Annotated in this window: 13 protein-coding genes; all 13 read right to left on the bottom strand. The window is 63.0% G+C overall.

The genetic code is table 11. The features are described from left to right. Positions 1-1,568 (bottom strand): PucR family transcriptional regulator ligand-binding domain-containing protein (locus AB1446_03055; protein ID MEW6545882.1); only part of this gene is annotated, 1,568 nt, incomplete at its 3' end. 387 nt (positions 1,569-1,955) lie between these two features. Beyond that, positions 1,956-2,222, bottom strand: a complete 267-nt coding sequence (locus AB1446_03050) for an HPr family phosphocarrier protein (protein ID MEW6545881.1) — start codon at positions 2,220-2,222, stop codon at positions 1,956-1,958. A gap of 28 nt (positions 2,223-2,250) precedes the next feature. Further along, complete coding sequence (gene ptsP, locus AB1446_03045) at positions 2,251-3,978, bottom strand: phosphoenolpyruvate--protein phosphotransferase (GenBank protein ID MEW6545880.1); 1,728 nt, start codon at positions 3,976-3,978, stop codon at positions 2,251-2,253. Between the two features lie 35 nt (positions 3,979-4,013). Next, on the bottom strand, positions 4,014-4,709 hold the full coding sequence (deoC, locus tag AB1446_03040) for a deoxyribose-phosphate aldolase (protein MEW6545879.1): 696 nt from the start codon (positions 4,707-4,709) through the stop codon (positions 4,014-4,016). A 175-nt stretch (positions 4,710-4,884) separates the two neighbouring features. After that, entirely contained in the window at positions 4,885-5,760 is an 876-nt protein-coding gene (locus tag AB1446_03035; protein ID MEW6545878.1) for a glucosamine-6-phosphate deaminase, read from the bottom strand. 69 nt (positions 5,761-5,829) lie between these two features. After that, positions 5,830-6,645, bottom strand: coding sequence for a GntR family transcriptional regulator (locus AB1446_03030; protein ID MEW6545877.1), 816 nt, complete (start codon positions 6,643-6,645; stop codon positions 5,830-5,832). Between the two features lie 194 nt (positions 6,646-6,839). Beyond that, positions 6,840-7,709, bottom strand: coding sequence for a Cof-type HAD-IIB family hydrolase (locus AB1446_03025; protein ID MEW6545876.1), 870 nt, complete (start codon positions 7,707-7,709; stop codon positions 6,840-6,842). Continuing rightward, positions 7,706-9,034, bottom strand: a complete 1,329-nt coding sequence (locus AB1446_03020) for a neutral/alkaline non-lysosomal ceramidase N-terminal domain-containing protein (protein MEW6545875.1) — start codon at positions 9,032-9,034, stop codon at positions 7,706-7,708. Before AB1446_03020 ends, AB1446_03025 begins: the two co-directional genes overlap by 4 nt. Before the next feature lie 18 nt (positions 9,035-9,052). Continuing rightward, complete coding sequence (locus AB1446_03015) at positions 9,053-9,787, bottom strand: SIS domain-containing protein (protein ID MEW6545874.1); 735 nt, start codon at positions 9,785-9,787, stop codon at positions 9,053-9,055. A 41-nt stretch (positions 9,788-9,828) separates the two neighbouring features. Further along, positions 9,829-11,028 (bottom strand): N-acetylglucosamine-6-phosphate deacetylase, encoded by a 1,200-nt coding sequence (nagA, locus tag AB1446_03010; protein MEW6545873.1) that lies wholly within the window; start codon positions 11,026-11,028, stop codon positions 9,829-9,831. A gap of 13 nt (positions 11,029-11,041) precedes the next feature. Further along, positions 11,042-11,548, bottom strand: a complete 507-nt coding sequence (locus tag AB1446_03005; GenBank protein MEW6545872.1) for a PTS sugar transporter subunit IIB — start codon at positions 11,546-11,548, stop codon at positions 11,042-11,044. Further along, positions 11,511-11,969 (bottom strand): PTS sugar transporter subunit IIA, encoded by a 459-nt coding sequence (locus AB1446_03000; protein ID MEW6545871.1) that lies wholly within the window; start codon positions 11,967-11,969, stop codon positions 11,511-11,513. The genes AB1446_03005 and AB1446_03000 overlap by 38 nt, the downstream gene beginning before the upstream one ends. A gap of 18 nt (positions 11,970-11,987) precedes the next feature. Then, entirely contained in the window at positions 11,988-12,692 is a 705-nt protein-coding gene (locus AB1446_02995; protein MEW6545870.1) for an SIS domain-containing protein, read from the bottom strand. Between the last annotated feature and the right edge of the window lie 46 nt (positions 12,693-12,738).

Below are 12,738 nucleotides of genomic sequence, written 5' to 3'. Positions count from 1 at the left end.
AGCGCGCGAGCGGCCTCCCGGTAGTTGCCGCCGTGCTCGAGAAATGCCCGTAGCGTCCGCACCAGTTCCGTCCGGTGCTTGCGGTCGTGGTCAATCAGCGGCCCCAGGATATCGCGAACAAACTCAGCCACCTCCGAACCGCTCGCATCACGCACCAGCCGATGCACACCCAGATCGCGGAACTGGACCACCGGGCCAGCCCGAGCCAGCGACGGGGCCAGTTCCAGAGCTGTGACCGCTTCCCTGTAACTCACGCTCAGCCCTTGCAGCCCCCGCCCCGGCCGCCCGATCCCTGCCAGTAGTTCAAGCCTCGGGTACCTTCTACTAACCAAGCCAATGAGCCGCCTCATCTCACGGGCCACCACGTCGTCCGCCCGGCCCGGGCTGTCCAGGGCGACCGGGAACAGCACAAGGGGTCGCTCAGCGTGGTCCACCCCGGCCATGGTGCGCGGGGGAAGGCCGTATCCCTGCAACAGGTCAACCACCCGCCATGCGGCCCGGGTGCCCTTTTCGTCAAGCCATCCCACAGGCGTGCCCACAAGCCTAATTGCCACGGGCACATAGACGTCCCCCAACTCCCAGCCCAGCTTCCAGGCTCTTTCCCTGGCTGTGGCCTCTGACTCGAAATCACCCCGCACCAGGTGATGCAGGAAATCATCCCGCATCGATCGCTCCAGATTCCTCAGGGCACGCAGTTTCTCAACTTCCAGGGCGGCCACCGTGGCGGCATGTTGCATGGCGGTGAAACCCCAGCCGTCAAGGGTACCGTCGCGCTCCCATACCACGATCCAGCCGCCCTGCTGGCGACCGGTCCGGATCGCACCTACTACCCGAGAATCTCCCCCGGGAGAGGTGACCCGCCAGATTCCCGCGTATCCCACCACCGGGTGCATATGCTCTCCCTCGGCGGCGAGCCACGGCCCCAGCACGTCGCCCTCCAGGTGAGTGCTCCCCGGGGTTGCCCCTGTTCCCGCCCAGGAAGACCCTGCGGGTCTGTCGGAACCGCCCATGGCCTCCGCCCCTCCGGCCACAAACACGGAACCATTGCAGCTCTCAACTATCAACACCGGATTGCGGACCAGATCGGCCAGCGCTCGGGCGAGTTCCGCCAGTCCGCGCCCTTCCAGGGCAAGGTCGATGAAGGACCGGTGGATGGCCCACGACTGCTGCAGTTCCCTCGCCTGGCGGCCGAGCAACTCCTCCAGCACCGCATTGATGATGTCTTTCCAGGCCAGGTGATCGGGTACGCAAACCAGGGGGATATGCCAATCGTCAGCCAGGGCCTTTACCTGGCCGGAGAGCGTCTCCACGAACCTGAGCTTCACGCCCAGTGCAGCTGCTCCGCGCTCCTTGAGCTCCGCCAGCAGGCGCACCTGCTCGGGTTCGCCTTCCTTGTAGAGGAACAGAGTGCTCAGGATGAACTCCCCGCCCCGGATGAACCTGATGCCATCCGGAGCATCGATCACCGTAACACTCGTCACTTCACGCTCCAGGCCCGCCGAACCAGCCAGCACCTCGCTGCCGGCCAGGGCCGGCAGCGCAAGGGCTTCCCTAACCGTGAGCGGCACGCCTTCCGCCCCCAGTCGCACGCGTCGCCTGCTTCAATAATACGTTCGGCTGCGCACAGCACCTGTCCTCCTTGACCTTCCACCTGCCCGCGCTTCCGGCACTCACCGCCGGGCAGCGTAGCCGCTGCGGTTAGTCCCTCCTTCAGCACCTCCGGCCGCAGCGAGCGGCCCTCGGCCTGCGGCTACCAGGAGAAGGCGAAACCCCACCACCCGCAAAGCGACCTGCCCCGATTGGTCGGGCCCACATGGAGCCCATATTATCCGACCCTCAGGGGCGGTCCTAGTGGGCCGCCGCAGAATCCTGTGAGCGGAGGGAAAGGCAGCCTTACGTCGGAGGTACCTTACCAGCCCCGAAGTTCGGCCGGCGTAACCCGCAAAAACCGCCCTTTACGGTCCCTTCAACCCCTCGACAAACAAGCTCACCAGCGACGCCAGCGCCTCCGACTCTCCTTCCCCTTCGGCGCGGATTACGAGTTCCTCGCTATCCCTGACCCCCATAGCCAGCACCTGCAGAATGCTCTTGGCATCCGCCTTCTTACCTCCATACTCAATGGTCACCCTGCACGGATGCTTGACAGCTTCCTGCACCAGCAGCGCCGCGGGCCGCGCGTGAAGCCCGACACCAGTACGCACAACGACACGCGCTTCAACCATCTATGCCATCCTCCCGACTGCGACCATTTCACTTCAGTTGGCGGTTGTGGGTGAGCAACTCGCGTACCTCCCCGGCACTCCGGCAGGCCAGCGCCCGGCGGGCCAACTCCTGCGCCTCGGTCACCGATACCGATCTCACCGCTTCCTTGACTTCAGAAAGGAGCGACGGAGCCATGCTGAGCTCGTTCACACCGAGCCCTACCAGCAGGGGCGCTGCCAAAGGATCGCCAGCCAGATCACCGCATACACCCACCCACTTTCCAGCACGCCACCCTGCCTCCGCAACCTCAGCAATGAGGCGCAGCACAGCAGGATGAAGCGCATCGGCCAACCTCGCAACCCGGGCATTGCTGCGGTCCGCAGCCAGAGTATACTGGGTGAGGTCATTCGTCCCCACGCTCACGAAGTCCACCTCTTGCAGCAGGTGACGGGCTAGCAGCGCAGCAGAAGGCACCTCCACCATAATCCCCACCGGCAGCTCCCCGTGCGGTACCCCCGCCGCCGCGAGTTCCTCTCTCGCCTTCTCGAGGAGCCGCCTGGCAGCGTGAACCTCCCCTACGTCAGCCACCATGGGAAACATCACCCACACGTCGCCGTACACCCGAGCACGCAACAACGCCCTCAGCTGGGTCAGGAATACCTCCTCCCGTTCCAGGCACAGCCTGATTCCCCGCAACCCCAGAAAGGGATTGGCCTCCTCCAGCCTGCCCAGCCAGGGGATGGGCTTGTCCCCACCCACGTCAAGCGTGCGGATGATTACCGGGCGGCCCGACATCGTCTGTGCCGCCTGACGGTACACCTCAAACTGCTCGTCCTCCGAAGGAGGGGAACCCCGGTCCATGAAGAGGAATTCGGTCCGAAATAGCCCTACCCCCTCGGCACCCCAGGCAAGGGCTGACTCCAGATCTCCGAGCGAGCCGACGTTGGCGGCAAGCTCGACCCGGTGGCCATCCTTCGTCACCGCACGTAGGGACACCAGCGCCTGGAGCCTCTTTCTGCGTTCATACCACCCCTGCTTCTTGACCTCCCACTCTTGCAGCTCTTCAGGAGACGGGCCGACCACCACAACCCCCGTGTTGCCGTCAGCTACCACGGTGTCACCGGAAGAAACGGCCTCCAGAACCCCCGTTACACCCACCACGGCGACTATCCCCATCGTCCGTGCCAGAATGGCGGCGTGGGAAGTTGAACTCCCTCGCTCCATTACAAAGCCCAGAACCTTGTCCCGGTCCGTCTGCGCGGTGTCAGAGGGCATGAGCTCCTCGCTCACAACCACCACCGGCTCAGGAAGCTCGCCGAGCGGGTGGCCGAACCGCCCCTCGAGTATGCACACCACCCGAGACACGACGTCCCGTACATCGGCAGCACGTGCCCGCAGGTATTCATCCGGCACAGACTCCAGCGAGGAGGCCACCTTTTCACCGGCCTGCTGCAGGGCCCATTCGGCGTTGCACTCCCCTTCGAGTATCACCAGCTCCGCCCTGCCCACCAGCTCGGGATCTTGTAGCATGAGATCGTGAGCCTCGAATATCGCCGCCTGGTCAGTCCCTGCTTCCCGTAAAGCCTTTTCCCTGAGGGCTGCCAGTTGCGCCCGTGCCACCTCCACGGCACGGCGCAGCCGGTCGATCTCCGCTGCCACACCCTCCGGCCCGACCACCCGGCGCAGGGCCTGTACGGTCCTGCGGAAAACGTACGCCGGGCCAATGGCGATGCCCCCCGACGCTCCCTGACCCCTCAGTTCGACCCGGCCGGTCACCTCACCCAACCCCCGAAGACGGCGCAGCTTGTCTCTCAGTGGTACCCGGCCCTCCTTGTCACCTGGGTGTGCTTCCGTTCCATCTCCTCGAGCAACTCAACTCCCTTGCTCGTCCCCAGGCGGGTTGCCCCCGCCTCGATCAGGCGCAAAGCGAATTCCAGGTTGTAGATTCCTCCGGAAGCCTTAATCCCGGCCTTGCCTGCCAGCGCCCGCTTTATGATGACCACATCGTCGACCGTCACTCCGCGCGGGCCAAGACCCGTGCACGTCTTGACGAAATCGCACCCCGCCTCCACCGCCAGCTGGGCGGCAAGGACCTTCTCTCTCTCATCGAGGTAGCAGGTCTCGATGATGGCCTTGACGGTCACACTGCGGGGATCCACCCCGGTAACGCTATGCACGGCCTTCACCACTGTCGCCATGTCCTCCCGCACCAGGTCAGTTTCTCCCCCTTTGAGAGCCCCGATGTTGATCACCACGTCTATCTCCCGCGCCCCCCGCTCCACCGCACGGAAGGCCTCGTAAGCCTTCACCTCTGAAAGAGTCGCCCCCAGCGGAAAGCCGATGGCCGTGCCCGCCCTGATACCGGTACCCGCCATCTCCTGGACAGCCACTTCTACCCACGTGGGATTCACCATTACCGCATAGAACCCGTGTTTCCTCGCCGACTCCAGGAATGCCCTGACCTCTTGCCTGCTGGCGGTCGGTTTCACCAGGGTCTGCTCGATCATGCGGGCCAGTTCGTCCTTAGTGATCACGTGCACTTCCTCCTTTCTCCCCAGCCTCGACCCGGCCCGCCCGCTGGAGCTCAGCTAACCCGGCAGACGCATCCCATTGCGAGGCGACCCACCTCCGGGCTGCCGGACCGGAGTGCACACCCGCCGCCAATTTGCCCGTCTCCTGGCTCTACACCGTATCCGTCTTCAAGGCCTCCTCGGCCTTGAACTCCTTTGGCCAAAGCAAACCTGCGGCATCCTGATCGAGAATAACGGTGAGGTTGGGATGGATCCTCAAGAGAGAGGCTGGCCGCTCGGGCGTTGGGGGACCCAAGAGCACCTCATGCACAATCCTGGCCTTATGCCGCCCACAAGCAATCAGGACTATGGCACGCGTCCCAAGAAGCGTTCGGATCCCCACCGTGAGTGCGCGCCGCGGAACACGACCTACCAGGCCCCCGAACCACTCCGCCTGGGCCCGGCGCGTGCTTTCAGAAAGCTCCACCAGATGCGTACCAAGTTCGGGGTCGGTACCGGGTTCATTGAACCCAACGTGCGCATTCACCCCAAGCCCCACTACCGCCAGATCGATCCCACCGGCTTCAACGATGGCCTCGTCATATCGCTTGCACTCTCCGTCCAGGTCTTGGACCCACCCTCGGGGGACGTCGTACTGCCATTCCTTGAGCTTGGCAGGTCCCCAAAAACGCTCCCGCATGTACCTGTAAAACGATCCCTCGTGGCCGGGGTGAAGCCCCACATACTCGTCCAGGTTGAAAAACTTCGCACCGTCGAGCCTCAGGTTACCCTCTTCACATCGCCTCACGATTTCGTCGTACATGGCCAGCGGCGTGGTACCCGTCGGCAGGGCGAAAACAGAGCAGGGTCGACGGGCCAGTTGAGATTCTATCAGGTCTGCAGCACGCCTTCCGACATCCGTACACGATGGCCAGACCTCGACCGTGGGCGGCAAGCTTTGCCGCGAAGACGACGTAATCGTGCCGTTCCCATTTACGCACTGTCCCATCACTGCCTCAACCCCCAACGGGTCCAAGCCAGATCGCAACTGCCCGCCTCCGCAGGCTTTGGGTTCACAGCTCCCAGCACCATTTGTTCGCGCAACTCCGCTATCCTTCTACGTTCTTCCTTCCCGAAACGGGGTTCGCTCCGCTGCTCCTCCCGATCGCACCATTTCCGCCACGAACTTGTATCTGTCAGCTCGGTACAAGGACTTCACGTACTCAATCGGTACCCCATCATGCCTGTAGGTGAGTCGCCTACACAGCAGCACAGGCGTGCGCGGGCGGATGCCCAGAACGCTCGCTTCGTCCTTAGATGCCAAAGCCGCCTCCACAGTTTGAGTCGCTCGTGCCAGGGAAAAGCCATAGACACATTCAAATACCCTGTACAGCGAGCCCTCCCTGGTCAAATGAGTCTCGAGATCGGGGCACAACCGGTACGGGACGTAGCTCACTTCCAGAGCCATGGGCTCACCGTCGGCAGTACGCAAACGCTCAACCCTCCACACCTGGCTCGCGATGGTCAGGCCGAGCAACTCAGCAATATCGGGAGGCGTCACCATCACTTCCACCTTGACGTACTTTGCCCCGGGCACCAGACCCCTGAGCATCATGTCTTCTGAAAAGCTGGTGAGGGAGACAAGTGCCTGCCTGATCTTCGGACGCGCAACGAATGTCCCTTTCCCCTGCGCCCTCACGACTACCCCCTCTGCCTCCAGCTCGTTCAAGGCCTGACGGGCAGTCATGCGGCTCACCCGAAACTGCTCGGCCAGTTCCCGCTCCCCGGGCACACGGTCACCGGGGCGGAGCTGCCCACTCTCAACCATGTCCCTTATTGCCTGCTTAATCTGTGTGTAAAGGGGCGTCAGAACGCGGTTATTCCTTGGAAAAACTTCCACGGCAACCTCCCGTACAGTTGATCTGTTGTACATACCATTCGACGAGACATCAGGAACTCCTTCCGGTACGGCATTGAGTTCGGCTAGGTTTCATCCACTCTGGCGAAACATGTACCTTGGCCGCGATTTTATGCGAGAGCAACGGACGAAAACTGCTATTCGCACGCATCCCGCCAGTTTTCGCAGGTCACCCGCTCCCGTCCACCGGCGGTACTGTATCCATCGGTTTAGCGTTCTACCACCCCCTCTCCTCCCAGGCAGCCAGTACCAGGCCACCCGAACAAAAGGCGCAGTGCCTCGGCGACTCCGTCCTCCTCACAAGAACCCACCACCAGACGGGCAGCCTTTCGCAGCTCGGGGACAGCATTGGCAACGGCCACGCCAGTACCCGCTACCTGGAGGAGTTCCAAATCATTGTACGAATCACCTACAGCAATCACCTCAGATGGGGCAATCCCGTGGGTACGGCACCACCGAAGGAGGGCTGTCCCCTTGGTCGCTTCGCAATGGGCCACTTCAACGCAAGCGGAATCGCCTGAGGTTACTGAGAAGCGAGTGCCAAAGGCGTCCCGCACAAGCTGAAAAGCCTCCCGGAACGGCACTTCTGGAGGAGGAAAACCGATTATCTTGAGCACACCGGGATCAGGGCTCGAGATTTCCGGCACATAAAACACTTGCCGCTCTTCAAATGCGGCGAACGAGGCCAGGAGATCTTCTCGATCGGTCAGGATCACGTCAGAGCGGTATAGCGCGCCACCGAAACTATGCTTGCGAAAAAAGGTGAGGACCTCATCGACCTCAGGGACGTTCAGACACCTAGCCAGGGCAACTTCCCCGCTCAAAGGATCCACGACTAAGGCGCCGTTGACGCAAATGTGAAAGCCCTTGAGACCCAGGTGGTGGCACAGACGGCGTATCGCGCGCGGGTGCCTCCCGGTAGCCAGCACAACGCGGACTCCCAACTGCTGGACCGCCGCCAGCGCCGTCCGGTTCCTCTCCGATACCGCGCCGGCCCCCGTGACAAGGGTGCCGTCAACGTCCAGGACCACGGCCTTGTACGCCCGTCTGTGACCATTTCCTACCAAAGCACCCCTCAATTTCGCCCGCCTCCGGTATCGACACCCGCTGCTGCCTTGTAAACGTCCTCACACAGACGTAGCAATTGTTCCACAAGTATCTCCCCAGAGCCCTCAGCCAACGGGCTTACCAGTACTTCGTAAGCACCGCCGGCGTAGGCGTCGCGGTCGGCAATATACCCCAGATAGTCATTGGCATAGCCCACCACCACCGTAGCGGGGACAGGACTCCTCTCCTTGAGATGCAGTCCGAGACACGAGAAAAGCTCTCCCGGCACGCCCACGAGCGCAATCGGACCAAGAAGCAGCACCTGCAGGTGAGTTGTCAGCTGGACTGGCAGACGCCCATACATCTCCCTCTGAACCAGGGCCCCCTCCCACATCGTACGCAGCCGCCGAAGTTCCCCGTGGCTCCGCCCCATTTGCTCCGCACGCCGCAGTTCCGATTCGGCGGCCGCCACCCGGTGTTTCAAATCATCGGGATCGAGGATCCTTGCGGGAAGGGCCACGTCTCGCTCCCCGCATGCGACGGCCAGGGAACCCTTCACAGGCTCAGCGCCCAGGACCGCGGTCGCGGCGGCGATCCCCACCAGACACCCCATGCGGCGGGCCTCCGCCCATGTCTGGGCGCGGCGGGTGAACCGAGGGCTGACGTCCCCGGCGGCGCCATTGGTGTAAAGCACCGGCGGACACCCCAGTCCTGCGGCTCGAAGGCGTTTCTGAACCGTCCTGCGCATCGGCCCCACAAAGTCACTGGACAGCAGGAGATTGTCCGCACCCAGTACGGTGGGATGGCAGGCGTAGTTGACCAACACGGCGATCAACGAGCCATCTTGTCTGCTCAGCGCCAGCACGGTGACTTCGGGATCGACCGGTATGGAGGGATCGTCGCGGTTCGCCCCGACCCCCCTGACCGTCGCTCGGCCAAGGCTAAGATAACAATTCTCGGGCGCCATGGCAGCCAGCTTTGCCACTCCAGCCAGACTGCGGGCAGTATACTCGCGCAGACAGGGGTCGGATTGAGGTCGGTCGGCCACGTGCAGGCGGTCCACAACCCCCGCATAGCTGGAGTGCGTGTGTGAAGCTGCAACCATTACCCCAGCCGCAGGTACCCCGAGGCCCGGGCCAAGGACATCCCTGACTGCCCGGGTAAGATCCCAGTCCACGGCAATGAGGTCGGCACACACGATGACAGCCCGCCCTCGGTGCCCTTCAAGGTACAGCGCCTGCGCGACCAACGGGTCAAGCCACCCCCTGGACGGTCCTTGCCGCGCCATGTAACCCGCCATCGGCGTCCCCGCAGGGGGGGCGAGAACCACCTCTGCCACTCCAGCCTGAAATCCCATAACCCGTGTCCCTCTTGCTCACCACGCCTTGACTCGGCCCTTGTAACGTTGCAGGAGCGGCCGGTTGTATTCGCGCGCACCATCGAGGTTCCCAGATAGGAATACCGGGGGGTCATACCCGGCAGCCATCATCTTTTCCACTACCTGCAAGAGCAGACAGTGGACGATGAAACAGCCCGCTATGCCCGATCCCGGGCCCAGGGGAGCACGCGTCCCTTCAACATGAACCAGGGCGTCGCCCAAAGGCGTCTTGTTGTCAATTGCCAGATCCGCCACTTCGAACAGACGCTTGCCCGACGAATGGCGGGAAGACACGGAGCGGGAATAAGCCACGGAAGTGATGGCGATGACGGGGACGCCCCGCGCCTTAGCCTCCATGGCCACCTCAACGGGAGCCGCATTTCGCCCCGAGTTGCTCACTACCAGCAGCACATCCTGGGGACTGATGTCGCGGTGGTCCAGAATAACCTTCCCCCACCCCTCCAGGCGCTCGGCAAACTCGCTCTTGCATACTTCCGTATGCCCGGTAAGACTGGGCTCCAGGATGGCATCCACCGGGGCCAGCACACCCGCCCGGTAAAGCACTTCTTCAGCTACCAGATGGGAGTGACCCGTCCCGAATATGTGGAGGATCCCTCCCGACATCATGGATCTGGCCACCACTTCGGCAGCCTGATCGATAACCTGGAACTCCTCCTTCTCGATCCGGGCGAGCATGTCGTGGATCTCACCCGCAAAGCGTTCAGCCAGCACGCTCACACCTCCGGAATCCGGAGCGGCCCGCGCGATCCCTGTCACCGGTCGTCGGCAGCCCAACGAGGCAGGGCCGAAAATAGCTCGCGTTCCCGCTCCCGGCAGTAAGCCACCCTTCCCGCCACTAGCACGGCGGCAACTTCCAGCTCCCTGTCGAGGATGACCAAATCGGCATCCATCCCGGGAGCCAGCAAACCCTTCCTGGTGTGCAAGTTCAAACACCGGGCCGGGTTCCACGTGGCCATACGGATCGCTTCGTGAACGGGCCTGCCCACGACACCGACCACATTTCGCACGGCCTGATCCATGGTCAGCACGCTTCCCGCGAGCGTGCCATCGGCCAGGACGGCTCTCCCTTGCCGCACGTGCACCTCCCGCCCGGCCAGAGGGTAGACGCCATCCGAGAGTCCGGCCCCGGCCATAGCGTCGGTGACCAGGACCACGTCCCCAGGCCCCTTCATGCGCATGAGGAGGTCCATGGCGGCAGGGTGAACATGTACTCCGTCTGTGATGAGCTCCGCAGTCACCGGAGCAACAAGGGCGGCACCCATAGCCCCGGGCTCCCGGTGCCCGAAACCCCTCATGGTGTTGTAGCAGTGGGTCACATGCCTGGCTCCAGCCCGAACGCCAGCCATGAAGTCCTCGTATGTGGCATCGGTGTGCCCAAGGGCAACCAGTACCCCCATCTGCGAGACGTGCTGGATCAGTTCGGGAGCGCCCGGCAACTCGGGGGCCACGGTTACAACCCGGACGGTACCTTCGCCCGCCCGCAGCAAGTCGTCCATGGTACCCTTGTCAGGCAACCGAAACCAGGACGGGTCGAAAGCCCCCCGGCGCCTGGGGCTCAAGAACGGCCCTTCGAGATGGAACCCGAGACAACAGGCTCCCCCGTCCCCGCGACCCACCTCCACTTTGTTCTCCTGCACAGCGACCACCAGTTCCTCGGGGGTGGCGGCCATCACCGACATGAGAAAGCCGGTGACCCCGGTCCGCACCACCCACTGCCGGAAGCCCTGTAAATCGCGGGGATCGCCGTCTATGAGAGAATACCCCCCGCCCCCGTGGACGTGCATGTCTATAAACCCGGGTGCCACCGTGTATCCGGTTAGGTCAACCCCGGGTGCGCCTCCGCGCACGTTCTTGCCTATGCCGGTCAACCTGCCGCCGCTGAACGCCACGTGCGCCCCCGGCAAACGCTCGAGAGGGGTCAGGACGGTCGCATTCCTCAGCACATGCTCCATATGCGGACGGCCCCTATACCAAGGCTTTGGCGTTGCGCAACATCGCCATGAAGTCGTTCTTGCCCTCGGTTGGCATCATTCGGCACGTAAGCCGTACCCCTGACTGACTCAGTTTCTTGAACGTCTCCACGTTCTCCGGTGTAACAAAGACACTCTTGCTCACCTTCTTCGAGCCAACTACGAAGGCCATGTTCCCCACATTCATTTCCTGGAGGCCCAGGCCACCTTCATGAAGAGCCAATGCATCTTCCGGCGTCTTGCACAGGATGAATACATTTTCGTGCTCGTGAGCCGGGTCCCTAACGTATGCAAGAGTATCACCCACCCCTAGCACCAGAACCCTGATGCCGGGCGGAGCCACCGACACCAAGATCGTCCGCTGAAAATCGTCAGCGGCCACCTGGTCGTTGGCGACGATGAGGGTATCGATCCCCTCGTGCTTGGCCCAGGCCACCACCACTTGCCCGTGGATGAGACGGTTGTCAATGCGCAGGTGTTTGACCGGCATTTCCGCTGTCATTCTCCCCTTCCCGTGCCGACATCGCTGACCGAAGGGCTGCCACCACGTCCCGCACCCCTTCTCGCCCCGCCTGCACCGCTATACGGGCAGCGTCCGCCGCCGATGGAGCGTCCCTGGATACAAGTACCTCCAACAGCATCGGCAGATTGAGTCCCGCTACTATTGCCATGCCGCTCCTATGATGCCATACCGTGGCGGCCGCATTGGCAGGACTCCCTCCGAAAAGATCAGCCAGTACCACCAGCTGTTCGGTACCCAACCGTTCTGCCGCCGCCCGGATGGCGGCAGCCAAGGTGCCCGGTTCGTCGGAGGGATCCAGGCCCAGTGCCACCACGTTCTCTTGAGGCCCCAGGATAAGCTCAGCCGCCTCAAGCATCCCCCGTGCCATTCCCCCATGCCCGACCAAAATAACCCCAACCATTGCCCCCGCCCCGCAGCTCTAAATTACCCGCCGAATCCTGCCCCAGTATGCTGCCATGACCCGCTGATTGTGAACCTCGCTGCCGTCCAGATTCTGGGAACGGAGAACCGGAGGCTCAAATCCGCGGCGCACCAGCTCCTCCGTTGTGACCACCATGAGCTCGTTGATCAGGGCTCCACCGACCACAGTCGATGAGGGACCCACCGGCACGTCCAGGCCCTCCACCCGCACAAGAGCATCACCCGGGCCGCCCATCGTGTCCAGGACCACGTCAGCCAGTTCGAAAAGCCGCTTCCCCGAAGAGTGCCGCGAAGAAACCGACCGGGAGAATTCCAAGGCGGTCAACGCAATCACGCTCAGACCTCTCTCCCTGGCCGCAATGGCGATCTCGATGGGCGCAGGGTTGCGGCCTGAGTTGCTGATGACGATCATCGCTTCCCCCCGGGACAGTTCGTAATCCCTCAACAGCGAAACCGCATACCCCTCCACCGTCTCTGCCTTTCCGAAAGTGGGGTCGTAAATCACCTGTACCGGTACCAAACCACCCGCTCTGGCCTGGATCTCCAGAGCCAGCAACTGCGAGTGACCGGAACCGAACACATGGACCAGCCCCTGACGCGCGATCACGTCGGCCAGGATCCCGGCCCCTGCCCGCACCGCCTCCTCGTTTGCCTCCGCCACTCGCTGAAGGAGGTCAATAACCGCATTCAGGTATCGACCCATCCTGCACCTCCACGAGGGAGGCGTGGGGGAGGTCCACAACTCCTCC

It is taken from the genome of Bacillota bacterium, assembly GCA_040757085.1.
GTDB lineage: Bacteria > Bacillota > Sulfobacillia > JACIYH01 > JACIYH01 > JACIYH01.
Note: the sequence above shows the minus strand (reverse complement) of the source record. Positions and strands in the feature narration are given on the sequence as shown.

Coding starts and splice junctions, on each gene's coding strand:
- AB1446_03050 (MEW6545881.1), bottom strand. CDS start 2,222: ATGGTTGAAGCGCGTGTCGTTGTGCGTACTGGTGTCGGGCTTCACGCG.
- AB1446_03030 (MEW6545877.1), bottom strand. CDS start 6,645: ATGTACAACAGATCAACTGTACGGGAGGTTGCCGTGGAAGTTTTTCCA.
- deoC (MEW6545879.1), bottom strand. CDS start 4,709: ATGATCGAGCAGACCCTGGTGAAACCGACCGCCAGCAGGCAAGAGGTC.
- AB1446_03005 (MEW6545872.1), bottom strand. CDS start 11,548: ATGACAGCGGAAATGCCGGTCAAACACCTGCGCATTGACAACCGTCTC.
- nagA (MEW6545873.1), bottom strand. CDS start 11,028: ATGGAGCATGTGCTGAGGAATGCGACCGTCCTGACCCCTCTCGAGCGT.
- AB1446_02995 (MEW6545870.1), bottom strand. CDS start 12,692: ATGGGTCGATACCTGAATGCGGTTATTGACCTCCTTCAGCGAGTGGCG.
- AB1446_03000 (MEW6545871.1), bottom strand. CDS start 11,969: ATGGTTGGGGTTATTTTGGTCGGGCATGGGGGAATGGCACGGGGGATG.
- AB1446_03020 (MEW6545875.1), bottom strand. CDS start 9,034: ATGGGATTTCAGGCTGGAGTGGCAGAGGTGGTTCTCGCCCCCCCTGCG.